Below are 18,868 nucleotides of genomic sequence, written 5' to 3'. Positions count from 1 at the left end.
CGCTACGTTGGACTTGCGGTCTCTTCCACTTTAACTAGGGGTCATCTTGCAACACATTGTTCAGCAGTCGTTCCGTTTTCGCACCGACACGTCGGCCCATTGTGGCATCGAGCGGCTCGAATCCCGTCGACTCCTGTCGGCAACGTACACGGCCGTCCCGGGCATCAATGATTTGGCATACGACGCGTCGCGCGACAGGCTTTACGCAACGACCGACGGTGGCGAGGTCGTGCGGTACGACGTTCAGAGCGGCCAGGTCCTCACGCCGTTCTCCGAACCTGGTCAGCTTCTGGGTCTTGACATCACGCCCGACGATGGGTCGATCTTTGTCGCCAACGGCGACGAGAGGCTCTACCACCGGATGGATCTCGAAACCGGCGCGACGATCGACATCGGCTACACGCCATCATCGATCGAAAGCGATGCGTACGACGTGGCGATCAGTGACGGCGTGGTGTTTACGACAAGTCAGTTCGCGGGCAGCGGGTGGGTGCCTCTACGCGAGATCGACCTGGCCACGAACCAGATCACGGTAAGCAGCCGCGGCCTGTCGAGTGTTCGACAAAACAGCGGTCTGAGCCGGTCGGCCGACTACAGCGCTGCGGGCCTCTCGGAAAGCAACATCTCCAGCGGCCCGCTCCACCTTTACAACGCCGCCGCAAACGATTGGGACGCCTCGATCAGTACCGGCCAGTTTCTCAGCAGTCGATTGCACGAGATGAGCCGGGATGGCGAGTACTTTGCCATGCCCGTCGGCAGCGGGCTTTCGATTTTCGATGACCAACTTGGCGGCGTCACATCACTTACGTCCCCGGGCCAGAGCCTTGGCGGCTTCGCGTTCGACCCGCAGATCAATCGGCTGTACGTCACGTTCGGCAACGAACTGGCGGCGTTCGACACACTGACCTGGCAAGAGAAGTACCGCGTTCCGATCGGACGCACCATCAACGGAAGCGCACGGTTCGACCGTGGCGAGATGGTGGTCGGCGATGGACGGGTGTTCGTCAGCGACGGCAACGGGTTCGTGTCGGTCGAACTTCCGGTCTCCGACGGACAAGCCGCATCGTTTGTGGTCGAGGGCAACAGTCGGTTTATCCGGACCGGCGTGGAAGACAAATTCCGGGTGAGCGTATTCGACGCTGCGGGTGAACCGGCGATCAACTTCGCCGGCACCGTTTCGTTCGCCAGCACCGATCCCAACGCTGATCTGCCATTGCCTTACACGTTCGACGGCGACGACAATGGAACGGCCGAGTTCTCCGTGAGCTTCCAGACACCTGGTACTCACGCGATCTCGCTGCTCGACGAGAACAGCAACGTTGTAGCAACGGTTGGGGGCATTTCTGTGCACGTCCCCGGCGATGTTTCACTGCTGCCGATCGACGATCGCAACGGATTGGCTTTCGATGCCCAGCGCCAGCGGTTGTATGTCAGCACGAATCGCGGTGTCGTCAAACGCTACGACCTTGCTACCGAAACCCTTCTCGAACCGCTGGAACTCGGGGCCCGGCTGCTCGGGCTGGATGTGACGCTCGATGGCAACTACCTGGTCACGGGCGAAGCGGATTACGTGGGCGGCAGCGGGTTGTTCTACACCGTTGACTTAGACCAACTCGATGTGCTGGAGACCACCGGTGGCGATATCGAGCAGTCGTTTGACGAGATCAGTTACACCTATGACTTCGGTGAGGGCGGCATCTGGGATTTCGCAGCCACCGCCGACGGTAAGGTGCTTGCCGATGGTGAGTATCGTGGCAGCGGTTGGGTGCCCGTCCGTGAAATCGATCCCGTCACCGGAAGCTTCCAAATCCTCGACATCGGTTCCGGGTTTGGTGAGGTCCGGCAACGCACGGGTATGAGTCGCAGCGCTGATGGGACGCTCATCGCCTTCAGTGAAAGCAACATTTCCAGTGGGCCGATCTTCACCTACGACCCCGTCGTTGATGAACTGGTCGGCTCAGTCAACACCGGCACGTTTCTCAGCAGCGTCCTCACTGCCGTGAGCCGTAACGGCGCATACGTCGCGGCCGAACTCGGCGGGGGCATTCGAGTCTTCGACCGTGAGATGAACGTCATCACGAACCTTCCAGGCCGTGACGCCGGCCTGGCGTTCGATCCTGCCGCCGACTTGCTCTACGTCCACGAGGGCGGCACGATCTTCGCTTATGAAACCGCTACGTGGACCGTGGTCGACAGTGTCAGCTTGGGTGAGAGCTTCTCGTCATCGCTCCAGTTTGACGATGGCATGATGGAGGTCGCGCGGGACGGCGGGTTGATCTTCATCAATACGCCCACAGGCGTCCGCCAAGTCACATTCAGTACGCGAGCCATCGCGCCCGACGCAGTCGTACAGGAGGGCGGCAGCGCGACACTTATCGGAAACGCCGTAGTGGCCCCAGGGCTCGCCGTGAGTGAATACGCCTGGGACTTGGACTACGACGGGACCGGGTTTGATACGGATGTCGTCGGATCGTCAGCAATCTTCTCCGCAGAAAACATCGACGGTCCCGCTACCCGCACGGTCGCTTTGCGTGTGACCGATGCTGCCGGTTCGGTCAGTATCGCCGAGGCTACCGTTGACATCATCAATGTTGCACCAGTGTTGTCGGTCACCGGGCCGGCCAACGTCGGCCACTTCGAGACCTACACCCTCGCGCTATCAAGCACCGACGTCGCTGACGACACGCCCGTAAATTGGACCATTGACTGGGGCGACGGAAGCATCGACACGCTCCCCGGCAACGCGACATCGGCAACCCACACCTACCAATCCGAAGAGGCGTTCCAAATCACCGCAAGCCTGACCGATGAGGATGGCACCTATGCCACTGAGGGTCCATCGGTCCTTGTCGCCACGGCACCGACGATTGTCCGAAGCAGCTTCAACTTCGACGCGCTGCCACACAGAGTCGAAATCGCCTTCAGCGAATCGGTCGCGGACTCGGTCGATGTCGGCGACGTCACGATTCGGAATCTCGATTTCAACCTGGTCGTCAGCACCAATGACATCGAGTTGATCTACGACGAGACGACCCAGACGGCATCGTTTGGCTTCATCGGCGGCATCAACGCCGGTGGCGAACTGACCCCCTTGCCCGACGGGAACTACAGCGTGTCTCTCGCTGCGGGAAGCGTCGAGGACGCAGTGGGCAATCTCTTGCAGGAAGATCTGAGCTTCGGCTTCTTCGTCCTCGCCGGCGACCTCGATCGCGACCGTGATGTCGATCTCTTTGACGCGATCGATCTGGTGCGCAACTTCGGCCGCACCGACGATCCGCTGTTCTCCGAGGGCGACCTTGATTACGACGGCGATGTCGATCTCTTCGACGCGCTCATTCTCCAGCGAAACTTCGGTTCGACCCTCCCAGACGGCACAGAACGACGCGGTGGAGTACCGCTGGTTTCGCTGTTCGCGAAGGAGGAGCCGAGGATTGACGACCTCTCGGAAGCCGATGACGACGGTTTACCGCATTTCAAAATCACGCTTTTTGATTTTTCGCGGTGATCCTCCACCTCTCCGACGGCGTATTTGAGGTACACTTTCCGGTCTGTATCCCATGATGGCCGCCGGCCCGGCAGGCTTGACGGAGCAAATGTACCTCACCGCTTTTTCCAGGATCGACTCTTATGGTTTCCAAATTGATTTCCCGTGCTGCTGCCCGCGTCGTTGAACCGTTTGAGCGGCTTGAAGATCGCCGCCTCCTTTCCGTCTCCCCTGCGGTTGACGCGGTCGACTTGGAGAAATTCTCAGACCTCCGCGATGTGCCGGCCACGATCCTGCCGGTCGTTACGCCCGACGCCGGTCGCGACACCAATCCCTTTGACGACGTCATTGACCGCGCATGGAACGACGTAAGTGACCTGACCCAATACGACCAAGTCACGCTCAATGGCACCAACGATTGGGTCATCCGATCCGACAGCACGCTCGCTCAACTCGGTCGGGCCATCCCCGACGCGGCCATCGAACGCAGCGGCATTCTCAACGACGCGTTCTACGTGACATTCGCCGACCCGACCGTCGCCGTCGAGCGACTTGACGGTGCGGCGGGTGTGAGTCAGTTCTACCCGTCGGTCGTTCAGGAACGTTCCAAGCGACTGATCCCGAACGATCCACAGTTTGGCCAGCAATGGCACCTGCGTAACACCGGCCAAGGCGGCGGCGTGGCCGGCATCGATGCCAACGTCACCGGCGCGTGGGACATCACGCAGGGCGCCGGCGTGGTCATCGGCATCGTCGACGATGGCGTGCAACTGACCCACCCTGACATCAGCCCGAACTACCGCACGGACCTCGACCGCGACTTCAACGACAACGACAACAACCCCTCGCCGCAAGGCAGCTTCGACTTCCACGGCACGCCCGTCGCCGGCATCGCTGCGGCCCGGGGTGGCAACGGCGTCGGCGTCTCGGGTGCCGCACCCCAGGCCCAACTCGCCGGCCTGCGTCTGATCTCCGACTTCGAGCCCGACTCGGTCGAAGCACAGGCCCTGACCTGGAACAACGACGACATCGACATCTTCTCCAACAGCTGGGGGCCTGCAGACTTTGCCCACCTCGAGGGACCCGGCCCCCTGACGGCGGCCGCGCTGGCCAGCACCGCGACCACCGGTCGTGACGGCCTCGGCGGCATCATCACCTGGGCCGGCGGCAACGGCGGCAACTCCGACAACTCCAACTACGACGGCTACGCCAACAGCCGACACACCATCGCCGTCGGGGCGATCAACAACTTCGGCGATCGGGCCTCCTACTCCGAGCGCGGGTCCAATCTACTCGTGGTCGCCCCGTCCGATGGCGGTAGCCGCGACATCGTCACCACCGCGATCAACTCCGGCTACACCAGCAGCTTTGGCGGTACTTCGGCAGCCACCCCGCTAGCCTCGGGTGTGATCGCCTTGATGCTCTCGGCTAATCCCAACCTGACCTACCGCGACGTTCAGCACATTCTTGTACAGACCGCCGAAACCGTCGACCCGTCCGACAGCACCTGGCAGACCAACGGTGCCGGCTTTACCGTCAGCGAGGCGTATGGCCACGGCAACATCGACGCCCTAGCCGCCGTACAAGCGGCTCAGACCTGGACCAACGTCGGCCCCGAAGTCGGTTACACCACCGGCAACCTCGTGGTCAACCAGACCATCCCCGACAACAATTCCGGCGGCATCACCGCCCAGGTCAACGTCGAAGCCGGCCTCGTGGTCGAGCATGTCGAAGTCTACTTCGACGCTTCCCACTCCTTCACCGGCGACCTCGAACTGATCCTCACCAGCCCCGACGGTACCGAGTCGTTCCTGCACCGCACCAGCTTCGACAGCGACAACTATACCGACTGGACGTACAACTCGACGCTCCACTGGGGCGAGGAGTCCGATGGTGTCTGGACGCTCAACGTCCGCGACCGGTTCAACGGTGACGTCGGTACGTTCCAGAACTGGAGCCTGAATCTCTTCGGCACCCAACCGTCGGAAGTTTCCGCGCCGGTGCTGACCGAATCGTCCTTCCGTCGCGGGCAGTCCGCCCAGTCGTTGTTCGAGTTCGACGCCAACGTCAACATCGACAACGCGGTGTTTGAAATCATCAACACCTCGGGGGGTGAGACACCCAATGCGAGCGACTTTGCCCTGAACTTCTCGGGTGGCCTGGTGACCGCGACGTACGCCCCCGACGGTGTGCTCGATGCACTGCCCAACGGCAACTACATCGCCACACTCAGCGGCGTCGCGGCGGCCGATGACACCAGCGTGGTTGCCGATCCGGTCACGTCGAACTTCTACTTCCTCAATGGCGACACCGACGGTGACCGCGACGTGGATCTGTTCGACGCGCTCAACCTCCAACGCAGCTTCGGTGACACCGACAACCCACTATACAGCGACGGTGATCTCGACTACGACAACGACGTGGACCTGTTCGACGCCCTGATCCTCGTCCGCAACTTCGGTGAGAATCTTCCGGAGCCTGCCGGGTTCGGCACGGGCGGAGCGCGATTCGCCTTGGGTGGTAACGACGCTCGGTTCGGTACGTTCAACGGCGGCAATGTCTTCGCAGGCGCGTCACCGAGTAACAGCCTGTTCGGCAATAGCGGGCGCTCCGAGAGCCGTGGCCTGGCCCGCGAGTTGATCTGATCGACAACCAAGAGTTGTAACGCACAACACCGGCCGCGGAAGTAACTTCCGCGGCCGGTGTTTTCGTGTGATGCCATGGACGCCTCACCAATCGGGCATCACAGCAGTCCGGCAGCCAATCGCCCTTCCGCACGCGAACCGCCACGACCACCGGCGAAGAGCGACTCCGCCTCGCCGCCGCCCGGCAGGTTCGCACCGAAGTTGCGTTGGAGGATCAGGGCATCGAACAGGTCCACGTCGCCGTCGTAGTCCAGATCGCCGTCGGAAAAGACCGGAGCGTCCGTGCGGCCGAAGTTGCGTTGGAGGTTGAGCGCGTCGAACAGATCGACGTCGCGGTCGCGGTCGGTGTCGCCGGCAAGGACGAAGAACGACAGCGTCGCGTCGGCCGACAGCGGATTGCCCGCAAGATCGGTAACCCCGGCATCATCGACGGTCAGGACGTAATCACCGTCGGGCAATGGTTCGAACCAGAGCAACCAGAACGAGCTATCACCGCCGTAGTTGAGTTCAAACTCGGCCTCGATCGCATCGCCGCTGGCCAGATCCACGAGCGTCAACGCATCCGGGTCGATGGTCGGACTGATCGGTTCGGAGAAGAAGAACTGGGCGGTGTGAGCGAACTCGAACGTGAAGAACGACTGCGTGGCGAAGGGAGCGACCGTGTCTTGCGGCGCGACGATCTGCATGTCGTAGGTGTTGACCGCACCGTTCCAGCCGTACACATGGACGTAGTAGGTCTCGCCGGCAATGACGTTGGCGGTCATGCGCTCGTTGGAGTTGCCGCTGAGACCGGTGTCGAGGTCGTTGCCGTCGGCGTTCTGAATGGCGGCGTCGATGTCGCCAACGTTGCCGTCGAAGAACAGATCAACCACGACCTGCCCGGACTCGGCGGCGACGAACTTGAAGTAGTCATCGTCCGTGCCGTTGTGGATGGTGAGGTTGGCCTCGACGGCGGTGCCGAGTGTACCGAGGTCGGTCGCGGTGGCCCGGGATTCATTGCTCTCGAATCGGTCGGGCACGTTCGGCGACGGCTCACCCTCCCCGATGACGAGGATGTCATTGACGAAGCCGGTGTTGTTGTCCTCGCGGAACTCGGCGACCGTTTCGCCATCGTCGGCGATCCAGCCGATGGTGTAGTTGCCGTCGGCGAGTGTTGCCGGGATGGTGCCGGTCCACTGGATGTCCGCCGAGGTGTAAGGGTCGATGCTGTCGACAACGAGCGAGCCGATGAAAACGTCGCCGCGTGAGATCGTCGTGTTGGTCGAGGCGTAGATGCCAACGCTCATGCTGCCGGTCGGAAGCGTACCGACGTTGCGTAGCTTGAAGTCGGCGGTGAGCGTGTCGCCAGCATCGGCGGCGTAGGTCGATAGCGTGGAGGTCGACGTGGCGAGTTGGTTGTCGTGGTCCACGACGTCGGCCCGCTCGGTCGGTTGGGCGTTGGCGGTGTCCGTCGCGATCCAGTTGTTGAGGTCGTTGAACTTCTCGGCATCGATGCGTGCGCCGGAGTTGAAACCCCCGCTCGGCCCCGCCCCGCCGTAGCCGTGGACGGCCAGGATCATCGGTGTCTCGTCACCTGGCAGCCATTCCCAAACGCCCGAGCCGGAGGAGCCGCCGGCAGTGTCGAGCGTGCCGTTGTAGTAGACCTTGGTTTCGTCCGCGAAGCCGATGGGTCCGGACGCGGTCCATTGCGTGCCGAACGGTTTATCGCCGGGGTACTGGAGGATGGTGACCTGCCGACCGTTGAGGTCGGATACGCCCTCGTAATGGCGATAACCGAAGTACCCGGCGAAATCACCGACCGAGCGATCGAGCGTGATCAGTGCCCAGTCGTCCTCCCATGCGCCTTGATTGAGCCACGAGTCGTACACCCGGACGCTCACGGCCTCGGCGGTGCCGAACGGTCGAGCGCTGCCGTTCTGCCCGAGCGAAACGCCCATCGCGCCCAAGTCACGCAACTGTCCGCCGGACGTCACGCAATGGCCGGCCGTGAGAAAGTGGAACGGGCTGATCATCGCCCCGCTGCAGCCGATGTTGGTCCGGCCGACCGCACTGAACGGGAAGTCGGTCGTGTTGGTCACACGGACGCGATCGTCGGGGCTCTGCACCGAACGGGGCGTGAAGTACTCCTCGGCCGCGGTGCCGGTCGGATCGAAGCCCGGCATCTCGCCGCCGACGGTCGGCTTACCGGCGGCACGATTCACGAACTCCGTCGGTGACCCGAGCGAATCGAGCAACCCGCCGAGCCCGTCGAAACCCTGGCTATTCAAGAATGCGTCGAGCCCGGCATCGCTGCCATCGCTCACGCGGAGCGACGATCCGTCGGCGAAGAATTCCGTGTAAGCCGCCAACAACCGACGGTTTTCGAGGGTTTCGATCAGACTGCGCATCGTCCGAGCGTACCACATTTGACCGCACGATCGACGCGATTGCCTGCGAGTTTGGAATGTCCGTCCGGCGTTGGTGAGGTCGATGACACGACTGTGCGAATCATTCGTTGACCGACGCGTCGGGTCCGAACTGCTGACGGACCAATCGGGCGTACAGCCCGCCCTCGGCAACAAGCCCGTCATGGCAGCCGCTCTCCACAACCCGGCCTTCCTTGAGCACGAGGATCCGGTCGGCGTTGCGAACCGTGCTCAGGCGGTGGGCGATGATCAGGCTGGTACGGTTTTCCATGAGCCGTTCGAGCGCTTCCTGCACGAGCCGCTCGCTCTCGGTATCGAGGGCGCTCGTGGCTTCGTCGAGGATGAGAATGCGCGGGTCCTTGAGGATGGCACGGGCGATGGAGAGGCGCTGCTTCTGTCCACCTGATAGTGAGACGCCACGCTCGCCGACGCGGGAGTCGTAACCGTCGTCGAGCTTGCTGATGAAGTCGTGGGCGTTGGCGGCCCGGGCGGCGGCGATCATCTCGTCGTCGGTCGCGTTGGGCTTTCCGTACTTGAGGTTGTCGCGGACGCTGCCGGAAAAGAGGAACGAATCCTGCTGCACGATGCCGATCGCGCGGCGGAGCACGTCCAAGCGGTAGTCGCGGATGTCGACGTCGTCGATCTTGATCGCACCGTGATCGACGTCGTACAGCCTGGGCAGCAGCGAGACGAGCGTCGTCTTCCCCGCACCCGACGGCCCGACCAGCGCGACCTTCTCACCCGGCGCGACGGTGAAGTCGAGGTTGTCCAGAACCCAGTCCCGTTCGGTGTTTCGGTTGAAGTAACGATCCTGTGCGGCACGTTTCCGCTCGGCGTACACATCGGTGCCACGCCTGCGTTGTCGCAGCCGACCTTTGTCGACGAACTCACGCCGTTTCTGCCGACGCGCGTCATGGACCGCTTCGCCGCGCAAGTCACGTGGGTTGTGCCGCTCGGGCAGGCCTTTGCTTTCGTCGGACTCGTCGTGGTAGTCGAAGAAAACGTTTTCAAAACGCAGCTCCCCGCGCGTCGGCTCGGTCGCAACGGCGTCGGGCCGCTCGGTGATCCGCGGCGTGATGTCGAACACCTGGAACACCCGCTCGATGCTCGCGGCGGACTGTTGCCAAACGAGGTTCACGTCCGCGAACCGGCGCACGGGCATGTAGATCACCGCGAGGTAGCCGATGAACTTCACCACGTCGCCGGGCGTGATATCGCCGCGGAGTGCGAGGTAGCCGCCGTACCCGATGACGACGATCTGGTTCAGATGCACGAGCAGTTCGGCACAGCTGGCAACGAACTGGCTGAGCTTTTGCACGCGGACGTTGCGGCCGTAGTGGATCTCGGCGTCGACCGCGAAGGCGGACTGCTCGCGGTCTTCCGCCGCCGAGGTCTTGACCAGCGCGATGCCCGCGAGCCGCTCCTGAACGTTGCCGCTGATCCGGCTGAACGAACTCTGCACCAGCCATGACGCGCGACGGACGCGCGGGTTGAGAAACTTGAACAGCAGGATGTACGGCGGGATCGCCAGCATCGACGCCAGCGTCAGCCGCCAGTCGATGTAGAGCATGAACCCCAAGCCCACGAAGATCGACGCGGTGTCCATCGCGACGTTGATGACGCCGCCGTTGATGATCTGAGACGCGTTGGAGATGTCGCCGAGCAGGCGCGAGGCGATGCTGCCGGAGCGTTCCTTGGAATAGAAATACAGACTCAACCGGTGCAGGTGGTTGAACAAATCTTGACGGACGTCGCGGATCACGCGAACGCCGAGCATCTGGGCGTAGAACCCGCGCCCATACCAGGTCACGCCGTGGAGGACCGAAATGATCACCCCGGCGACGACGAGCCAGAAGAGCCAGCGATTGCGACGATCCATGCTCGCGGCCTCGAACGCACCGGTCGCCGCCAGCACGTCCGTGGCCGTGCCGATGATCCACGGGAAGGCGTAGATCAGGACGAACTTGAAGACCGCAAAGCCCAGCGCGACGGCGAGCAACGCCTTGTAGCGCAGGGCGTACGCAAAGAATCGGCGCATGTACTGCTCACGGCGTGGCGGTGCGGTGAGCGAGCGGAGTTGGCGGAGCATGGGGCACGTGGGCGCAACGACACGCGCTGCAAGGGAACACCCACGGCAGCGAACCTAACAACGTGCACCGACGGATGCGCGCGAAAGTGAAAATATTCTGGAACCCTGTCGCCATTGGATGACGATCATTCGGTCATCTCGACTTCTTTGGGCCAGAGTACAAAGCCACGCTTCACCATGATCGGATTGAAGTTTCGATCAATGCTCTCGTACTCGATGACAACCTCAATCGTGGGCGTGCCGCCGGGCGGCAATGAGACGTTCGCCGTATGTTGGCTGAAACCAGGGTGTTCCTCTTGGAATGCTTCTTGGCCGACAGGTTTCGGGGCAAGCTCATTGCCCTGGTCGTCATAATGCTCTTGGAACAGCCCTTCGTCGGTCATCAGGACCCAGCCAGCCTCGGCAGGATCCGTCACACCGTTGGGTAATGGGTTGCTGTAGCTCACGGCGGAGTCGGCCGAACCGACGCGTATCCAAATCACGGCCGGAAGCGGTCCATAGATGCTCCCAGACCTCACTGTCACTGCCACTTCATTTCCCGAAGACGGTTCGTCCGGATCGAAGAACCAAGTGAGACTACTCTCGTCCCCGAATGGCTCGTCGTAGAACTTCCAATCGAACTCTTCATCGAAGTCCTCGGTGTGATCGCCACTGGAGTCCGACGAACGGCGTGGCTCGGGCTCGCAACCGAGAAGGCTCAGCGTCAACATGAAACACGCCAGCAGCCAATACGGTTGCTTCATACCCGGAATCTATCCGAGAGAGAATCCGCCAACAAGATGATGCTCGATAACCCGAAGAATTTAGAACCGCGCTTCGCCGTTGCCGCCGTACCAGCGGCCGGGCTTGAGGGTGATCTTTCTCAGCTTCGCTGACGGGACCGCCGTCTTCAGTTCCTGCTCCACGCCGGCGAGCATCAGTTGCCGCAGTTCGTAGAGGTGCGGGGAGCTGTCGACCAGGACCGTAAGCGTGCCGCGGGTCAGGGATTCGAGGGCGCAGTGCTCGGCGAGTTCGGGGGGCAGCAGGGCTTCCCACGCGGCCGAGAGCTTGCCGAACTTGTTGTGCCGCGGACGGATCTGCCTGTTGAACAACGCCACGACCTCGGCCCCGAGCTTGTCGGTCTCCTCGGCGCGTCCCGCGTCCGCTTTCGCCTTGTGCAAGCGGGTCAGTTCGGCAACTTCGGTGGCGCGGTCGTTGAACATGGTTGTTTGACGCATCGGTGGGAGTCCGTTCCCGTTAGATTGAGCTAGAGCCGTGAGGGGATTCCTTCCGCCTCGTCAACGTGGCTCACTGCAGATTAACCGGCATGATCACGTACAGGAACCCCTCGCCCGCCTTGAGCAGGCCGGGGCGGTTGGCGGCGCTGAGCTCGAAGCGGACTTCGTCGGTGTCGACGACCTTGAGCGCGCTTTCGAGGAACTGGGGGTTGAAGCCGATCTCGACCTCGTCGCCCTCGTAGTTGCAGGCGAAGTTGACCTTGGCCTCGCCGGAGTCGGGGTTGCGGGACGAGAGCTCGAGGCCGCCGTCCTTGAAGTGCATCCGCACGCCCTTGGACTCCTCGTTGGTCAGCAGCGAGGCGCGCCGCACTGCCGAGAGGAAGTCGGCGGTCGCGGCGGTCATCGCCTTGTCGTTGTCCTTGGGGATCACGTCGCGGAACGGTGGGAAGGTGCCCTCGACGAGGTTGGACGTGAGCGTCGCGTCGGCGGTGTGGACGAGAATGCGGTTGTCGCGGAGCTGGATGCCGACCATCTCCTCGGGATCGCCCACGAGCTTATCGACCAGGCTCATCGCCTTGGTCGGGACGATCGGGTCGGGGGCCTTGTCCTTCTTCGCCTTTGCATCGCCGGAGACAGGCGTTCGGGCCAAGGCGAGGCGTCGGCCGTCGGTGGTGACGAAGGTCAGATCGCCGTTGTCGATGAGCACGAGCGTGCCGTTGAAGGCGTAACGGGTGCCCTCGCGCGCCGCGGCGAACAGCGTCTGGTGGATCAGCTGCCGAAGCGGCCCGCCGGCGACGGAAAAGTCCGGATCGCCCTCGAACGTCGGCACCTCGGGGAAGTCCTTCGGATCCTGCGTGAAGATCTTGAACTCACTGTCGGCCCCCTTGATCACCGCCTGTTTGTCGACCAACTCGATGCTCAGCGTGTCATCGACGGACTCGCGGACGATGGCCTGGAGCTTGTCGGCTGGCAGGAGCGTGGAGCCGGGCGTCTGGACATCGACGTGCGTGTTGGTGTAGCGGACGGCGATCTCGAGATCGGTGGCGCTGAGGGTAAGGTACGCGTTGCCGCCTTCGTTGTCGGCGTCGAGACGGATACACTGGAGCACGGGCTTGGGCGTCCGAGCGACCACCGCCGTCCCGACCACGCCCAGGGCTTCGACCAACGCTCCGCGATTGCAAATGACCTTCATGGGGATTCCTGCTTCGTTTTCGGTTTATCCACCCCGGAAGGTGGGTTGGGCATCCTAGGTGTTCTTTGCCTCTCTCCCAAAATTAGAAAGGCCTCAGCAGTAGTAGGCGCTGGCGCGATGTGGAACAACTTTGCGCGCGCTCGGCAAGTGCCTGCAGGTGAGGGGTTTGCGAGCGGGATTATCGGAGCCTGGCCGTGTACAACCTGTCGCGCTGGGTGTCGCGCAACATCGTGGCATCGTGACCGGACGCCTCGGCAGTGTCGGGCGTGGGTCCGGTTGTCACGCCGAGTTATCGGGCGCGACATCGGCGCGACAGGTTTGCGGGGCGGTTTCCACCGGGCGCGAACGGGGGTTGTCGCGCCGCCCGGGGAAAGCCCACGCCTTCAGGCGTGGGTCCGCCGGGTCGAACGTTCTTGCCGGCCCACGGCTGAAGGCGTGGGCTTTCAACGGCATGATCACCGGTCCAAGTCCTTTCGCCGCAACCGCAACGCATTGCCGATCACGCACAGATCGCTCAGCGCCATGCACGTCGCGGCGATCAGTGGGTTGAGCAACCCCGCCGCGGCGAGCGGGATCGCGGCGACGTTGTAAACGAACGCGAAGAACAGGTTTTGGCGGATGCAACGCATCGTCGCTTTGCTCAACCGGATCGCGCGCGGGACGCCCAGCAGCGACTCGCCCATGAGCACCACGCCCCCGGCCTCGGCGGCCACGTCGGCCCCGCCGCCCATCGCGATGCCCAGGTCGGCCGCGGCCAGGGCCGGGGCGTCGTTGACGCCGTCGCCGACCATGGCGACGGGGTGGTCGCGCTTGAAGGCTTCGACGGCGGCTGCCTTGCCGTCGGGCCGGACGCCGGCGCGGACGTCATCAATGCCGGCCTCTGCGGCGATCGCCTCGGCAACCCTTTGCCAGTCGCCGGTGAGCAACACTGTCCGCAGGCCCATCGCGTGGAGCCGGGCGATGGCGGTGGGACTGTCGGGTTTGATCGGGTCGGCGAGTTCGATGTGGCCGAGATGCACGCCATCGACCGCGACATGCACGGCGGTGCCGTCGGTGTCGGGGGCGTCGATGCCGCTTTCCCGCAACAGCTCGGCCGAGCCGACGAGCACGGCCGTGCCAGCGATCGTCGCGCGCACGCCGAGGCCGGGCACGTCCTCGAACTTGTCAGGTGACGCGAGCGAAAGCCGACGCTGTTTCGCCTCGGCAACGATCGCTTTCGCCAACGGATGTGCGGAGAACTGCTCGGCGGACGCGGCGAGTTGGAGCAAGTCTTCTGTTGAGCGGCGACCGAAGGGAGCTTCTGCGGAAAGCTCCCTTCGATCGCCGCTCAACGAGACATCGGTCACGGCGGGCTTGCCTGCGGTGAGCGTGCCGGTCTTGTCGAGGACGACCGTCCCGAGCTTCTCGGCACGTTGCAGCGAATCGATGTCGCGCAGGAGGATGCCGCGCTTCGCCCCGAGGCCAGTGCCGACCATGAGCGCCGCGGGGATCGCCAAGCCCAACGCACACGGACACGCGATGATCAGCACCGAGCAGACGGCGTTGGCCGTCCGGGCCCACGTCACTCCCGGCTCCCAGCCTGATGCGTAGCCGACGCTCACCCACACGACCCCCGTCACCAACGCGATGCCGATCACCACCGGCACGAAGATCGCCGAGATCCGATCGGCCAGCCGTTGCACCGGCGGCTTGGACGCCTGGGCCTTCTCGACGAGCTTGACGATGTTCGACAGTGCCGTCTCGGCACCGACGCGGGTGAGGCGGACGGTGAGCGCGCCGTCGGTGGCGAGCGTGCCGCCCAGGACGTTGTCGCCCTTTTGCCGCAGGACGGGAACGGACTCGCCGGTGACGAGCGATTCGTCGATGCCGCTGCGGCCGTCGGTGACTTTGCCGTCGGCAGGGACGCGCTCGCCGGGGCGGACGATCACGAGATCGCCGCGGAGCAGTTCATGGACTGGTACATCGTTCCCATCAGCACGATGAGCGATGTCGGGCGTGAGTTGGAGCAGCTCGCGGATCGCGTCGCCGGCCTTGAGCCGAGCGCGGGCTTCGAGCCAATGCCCCAGCGAGATCAACGCCAGCAACCCCGCCGCTTCCGTGAAGTACAGGTGGGGCGTGTCGACGAACAGCCCGATGACGCTGTAGCCGTAGGCGACGCTGGCACCCATCGCGATGAGCACGTCCATGTCGGTCGTGCCACGACGTAGTGCGGCGAAGGCGTTGCGGTAGAACGCCGAGCCGATGAGCACGATCGCGGTGGTGCCGACGGCGAACATGAGCCAGGGCATCCACGCCGGGTGGTAATGGTTGAAGTGGGCGATCCAGTGGAAGGTTTCGGCGGGTGCCCAGAGGCACAGGCCGAGGATCGCACGGTTACGCCAGCCGTTGGCGTGACGGAGTTGGCGTTGAAGCCGGTCGGCTTCGTTGGCCGATCGGCTCGCGGTGTCCTCGACGCTCGCCCCGAACCCTGCGGCCCGGATCGCCTCGGCCACCCGCTCGGCGATTGCCGGGTCGGCCACGTCCAGCTCCGCCCGCCCTGCCGCCAGGTTCACCTGCACCGACCGCACGCCTTCGATCCGCGCCGCCTTGTCGACGTGGGCGACGCATGACGCACAGGTCATTCCTTCAACCGAAAGCGCAGCTTCGGGCATGCAAGAAGTTTATCCGACCGGCTCACACTCGGCCGCGATGGCATCGCCGATGGCGTTGATGACCGAGCGGAGGGTGAGATCGTCGAGGCGACCGATGGATGCTGAAAGAATTCGGTCGAGTGAGATGGTTGTGATCGATTCGCACTTGGCCACACATTCACGATCTAAGCCGAACTCCCCAGCACGGAAGCTCACGTTGTTCGGAAAGCTCCGGCGAGTTCGACGCCCTGTGTAGTGAACGGCACGACCACCAGCTCATCACCACGGTTCAATGGCTCACATGAAACGACGACCGCTGGTCGGATTCCTGCAGCCTCGAAGTCGCAGATGTAAATCTCACCCTGCTCGAACACCGGCTACTCCCAAGGCTCATCGGCGAGCGTCTCACCGGTGAGACGGGTGCCGGCATCGCCGAGCGCAGCGTCCTTCTCCGGCGTGTCGTTCCAATCCGCGAGCGTGGCTGGTCGGCCTAGTCGACGGCTGGCACGGGAGATGCGGAAAACCGTTTGGCCCTGATCATCCACCACACGCACGGGCTCATCCCCCGCAGCTCGCAAGGCTTCGGCTTGCTCTTTGGTCAGTTCCAGCACCATGGCACCATCGTACCAAAACCTACCCCTCTTGATCCCGGAAGTACTTCGCGTTCTTCTCGATGAAGTCGCTCCATTCCTCGGGCAGGTCTTCGGCGGGGAAGATCGCCGTTACCGGGCACTCGTCGACGCACAGGCCGCAGTCGATGCAGACGTCCGGGTCGATGAACAACTGATCGGCCGACTCGAAGTCGTCAGCCTGATCGGTCGGGTGAATGCAATCCACGGGGCACACCTGCACGCAGGAGGTGTCCTTGGTACCAATGCACGGTTCAGCGATGACGTGGGCCATGAGTCGGGTGTTTCGGGTAAAGCTTTGGGATAGGGAATCGGCGGCAGTATAGACATGGACCATCGGCCCGAGCGACGGTTTGTGTTAAATCGGAATTGGCTGGAAAGCGTTGAAACGGCACTTTTCGGCGATTCGGGTCGCTTTGTCGCTTGGACGAGCGATCACCCGTCCCTGCCTACCCGGCTGCGCAGGGCCTTCTTTTCCCCGACCCGCTTCTTCGCTTCCAGGCGGCGGCGTTTGCTGGCTCGGCTGGGCTTGGTCGGCTTGCGAGGCTTGGGGGCGACCAAGGCACGCCGAACCAGGTCGCGGAGCTTCTCCAGGGCCGCATCCTTGTTGGCCCCCTGGCTGCGGGTGGACTCGTCGCGGAGGTGGATCTCGTCGTCGGCCGTGAGTTGGCTACCGGCCAAACCACGCAGACGCGTTTTCGCCGCCCCGCTCATGCCTAGCAACGACTCCACCGCGACCCACAGCTCCGCGGCGGTGTTGAGCTTGTTGACGTTCTGCCCGCCCGGCCCGCTGGACCGCGAGAACTGCCAGCGCACGTCCGCTTCGGCCACGGTCACCCGGGGCGCGAGGCGGATCGTGTTGGGCGTCTCGTCGGCCACGGCTGGAGGTTAGCCGCGATCACGGTTGAAAGCAGTGGCGTTCGACACCGTCAAAAGCGGCCGGTTCGCAGGCAGCAGTTCTTGAAGATCTTCCCGCTGTTGCACGGGCAGGGATCACTGCGGCCGAGCTTCTCGAGCAGTTCCTTCTCGCCGGCATCGGTTTCGATCCGGCGGTACTCGTCGTTGCGTGTCCGGCGGACCTGTGTCTCGCTCGGGTAGCCGCGTCGGCGTTTACTAGTCCGCTCGAAAGCAGAAGTCGTCGTGGTCGATTTTGCGTCGCATGGGAACTCCTTGTCGGATGTTGGCCAAGCGTAGGGAACCAGATTGCCCCATGCCGCGACTGTGGGGGTGTGATGCGAAGGAAACCGTCGTGACCGAACTGCACGATCCGAAACACACGCGCCGGCTTGTGCTGCGGTGTCAGCTTGGCGAGCGGGAGGCGTTTGCCGAACTGGTCGACGCCTGGCACCCGCGGCTCTGGCGACACCTGCACCGCACGCTCGGTTCGACCGACGCGGCCGACGAGGTGTCTCAGGAAGTCTGGCTTCGGGTGGTGCGGACGATCATGCGGTTGCGTGAGCCGGGGGCGTTCCCCGGTTGGCTCTTTCGCATTGCCCACGGGAGCATGACCGATCGACTACGGCGGCAGTACCGGGCTGCGGCTCACCTCGCCTCCGCCGAGCCGACCGATGTCACCGTCGACGTGCCGGCCACGCTTGAACCCGACGAGGTCGAACACCTGCACGCCGCACTGGCCGACCTCGAGCCGGCCCACCGCGAAGCACTGGGGCTGTTCTACCTCGAAGGGTTCGATATTCGGGAAGTCGCCGACGCGCTCGGCGTTCCCGTCGGCACGGTCAAGTCCCGCCTGCATCGCGGCCGATCGGCCCTGCGTCACGCACTCGAACAACAAGGAACCACGCCATGAACGATCTCACGAACGACCCTTCCCCCACCCTCTCGTCGACCGACGTCCTGAACGGCCTCGGCAACACGCTGTCACTCCGCCGGCGATTGGTCTACACGGCAATCCTGTGCGTGACGACGCTCGCCGCGACCGGGTTGACGTTGCTTTGGGCGACCGAGCCGGACCGCTTGCCGGCCAGAACACAGGCGGCGTTCGCCATGCTGATCGCGATCAACCTCGGCTGGTCGGGGCTGAGTGTCTGGGTGCTCACGCGGCGAGAGCCGCTGTTTGCGTCGGACCGCGTGACGGCCGGGTCGATGGGGCTGGCGTTCGCGATGGTGTTCACCGCTGTGGCAACGCCGATCGGCTTCACGACGCGCGGCGTCGCGGCGGGCTTGGCCGCCGGGCTCGCGGGGCTGGTGCTTTGCCTGATGGGCGGCGGCGTGTTGATTTCGGCGGTGCGACGTCGGTCGGCATTGTTGCGCGAGCTCGGCCGGACCCAGGGGTGAACCCGTGGGCGTTGGGCGGGCGCATAAAAAATCCCCGGGTCGTTGCGAGACCTAACTCCGAGGAGTCAGGGTCACAAGACCCGGGGGAACCAACCGCGCTCCATGATTTCCGAGTGGCCGCTCCGGCCACCCATCGTCGCCAACATGGCGATGACAAAAACCACCATGGCAAGTGATGTGCCGAAGCAAATTATTCCGGCCAGGTTTGTGAATTTTCACCGAAGATCGTTCATGAGAGCGTGGAAATGGCGAAAATTCCTGGAGAGTTTTTGACGTCCGATT

Annotated in this window: 15 protein-coding genes; 4 read left to right on the top strand and 11 right to left on the bottom strand. The window is 63.5% G+C overall.

Annotated elements, in window-relative coordinates:
- Positions 1-46 precede the first annotated feature (46 nt).
- Positions 47-3,505 carry a hypothetical protein gene (locus AAGD32_08105; GenBank protein ID MEM8874210.1) on the top strand — a complete coding sequence of 1,153 codons (3,459 nt, stop codon included), beginning with the start codon at positions 47-49 and terminating at the stop codon, positions 3,503-3,505.
- 230 nt (positions 3,506-3,735) lie between these two features.
- Positions 3,736-6,129 carry a S8 family serine peptidase gene (locus AAGD32_08100; protein MEM8874209.1) on the top strand — a complete coding sequence of 798 codons (2,394 nt, stop codon included), beginning with the start codon at positions 3,736-3,738 and terminating at the stop codon, positions 6,127-6,129.
- 98 nt (positions 6,130-6,227) lie between these two features.
- Here the strand turns inward: AAGD32_08100 and AAGD32_08095 are convergent, their stop codons facing one another.
- From AAGD32_08095 to AAGD32_08045, 11 genes are all read right to left on the bottom strand, one after another.
- Positions 6,228-8,516: a CARDB domain-containing protein gene (locus tag AAGD32_08095; GenBank protein ID MEM8874208.1), complete on the bottom strand. Its 2,289-nt coding sequence runs from the start codon at positions 8,514-8,516 to the stop codon at positions 6,228-6,230.
- A gap of 100 nt (positions 8,517-8,616) precedes the next feature.
- Positions 8,617-10,623 carry an ABC transporter ATP-binding protein gene (locus AAGD32_08090; GenBank protein MEM8874207.1) on the bottom strand — a complete coding sequence of 669 codons (2,007 nt, stop codon included), beginning with the start codon at positions 10,621-10,623 and terminating at the stop codon, positions 8,617-8,619.
- Between the two features lie 125 nt (positions 10,624-10,748).
- Positions 10,749-11,366, bottom strand: coding sequence for a hypothetical protein (locus AAGD32_08085; GenBank protein MEM8874206.1), 618 nt, complete (start codon positions 11,364-11,366; stop codon positions 10,749-10,751).
- A gap of 60 nt (positions 11,367-11,426) precedes the next feature.
- The gene (locus tag AAGD32_08080) at positions 11,427-11,840 is read right to left on the bottom strand and encodes a DUF721 domain-containing protein (protein MEM8874205.1); all 414 of its coding nucleotides are present in this window, start codon (positions 11,838-11,840) and stop codon (positions 11,427-11,429) included.
- A 70-nt stretch (positions 11,841-11,910) separates the two neighbouring features.
- Positions 11,911-13,032 carry a DNA polymerase III subunit beta gene (gene dnaN, locus AAGD32_08075; protein ID MEM8874204.1) on the bottom strand — a complete coding sequence of 374 codons (1,122 nt, stop codon included), beginning with the start codon at positions 13,030-13,032 and terminating at the stop codon, positions 11,911-11,913.
- Between the two features lie 455 nt (positions 13,033-13,487).
- The gene (locus tag AAGD32_08070; GenBank protein MEM8874203.1) at positions 13,488-15,683 is read right to left on the bottom strand and encodes a heavy metal translocating P-type ATPase; all 2,196 of its coding nucleotides are present in this window, start codon (positions 15,681-15,683) and stop codon (positions 13,488-13,490) included.
- Positions 15,684-15,692: 9 nt separating this feature from the next.
- Positions 15,693-15,836 carry a hypothetical protein gene (locus tag AAGD32_08065; GenBank protein ID MEM8874202.1) on the bottom strand — a complete coding sequence of 48 codons (144 nt, stop codon included), beginning with the start codon at positions 15,834-15,836 and terminating at the stop codon, positions 15,693-15,695.
- Positions 15,837-16,039: 203 nt separating this feature from the next.
- Complete coding sequence (locus AAGD32_08060; GenBank protein MEM8874201.1) at positions 16,040-16,276, bottom strand: hypothetical protein; 237 nt, start codon at positions 16,274-16,276, stop codon at positions 16,040-16,042.
- A gap of 19 nt (positions 16,277-16,295) precedes the next feature.
- Entirely contained in the window at positions 16,296-16,565 is a 270-nt protein-coding gene (locus AAGD32_08055) for a 4Fe-4S binding protein (GenBank protein MEM8874200.1), read from the bottom strand.
- Positions 16,566-16,726: 161 nt separating this feature from the next.
- On the bottom strand, positions 16,727-17,170 hold the full coding sequence (gene arfB, locus AAGD32_08050; protein MEM8874199.1) for an alternative ribosome rescue aminoacyl-tRNA hydrolase ArfB: 444 nt from the start codon (positions 17,168-17,170) through the stop codon (positions 16,727-16,729).
- A gap of 50 nt (positions 17,171-17,220) precedes the next feature.
- Positions 17,221-17,310 (bottom strand): SEC-C metal-binding domain-containing protein, encoded by a 90-nt coding sequence (locus AAGD32_08045; GenBank protein ID MEM8874198.1) that lies wholly within the window; start codon positions 17,308-17,310, stop codon positions 17,221-17,223.
- Between the two features lie 230 nt (positions 17,311-17,540).
- Between AAGD32_08045 and AAGD32_08040 the strand changes: the two genes are divergently transcribed.
- Together AAGD32_08040 and AAGD32_08035 are read left to right on the top strand one after the other, a co-directional pair.
- Positions 17,541-18,098, top strand: coding sequence for a sigma-70 family RNA polymerase sigma factor (locus tag AAGD32_08040; protein MEM8874197.1), 558 nt, complete (start codon positions 17,541-17,543; stop codon positions 18,096-18,098).
- Positions 18,095-18,586 carry a transmembrane transport protein gene (locus tag AAGD32_08035; GenBank protein ID MEM8874196.1) on the top strand — a complete coding sequence of 164 codons (492 nt, stop codon included), beginning with the start codon at positions 18,095-18,097 and terminating at the stop codon, positions 18,584-18,586. Before AAGD32_08040 ends, AAGD32_08035 begins: the two co-directional genes overlap by 4 nt.
- Positions 18,587-18,868: the final 282 nt, after the last annotated feature.

The sequence above is a fragment of the Planctomycetota bacterium genome (assembly GCA_039182125.1).
Classification (GTDB): Bacteria; Planctomycetota; Phycisphaerae; order Tepidisphaerales; family Tepidisphaeraceae; genus JBCDCH01.
Note: the sequence above shows the minus strand (reverse complement) of the source record. Positions and strands in the feature narration are given on the sequence as shown.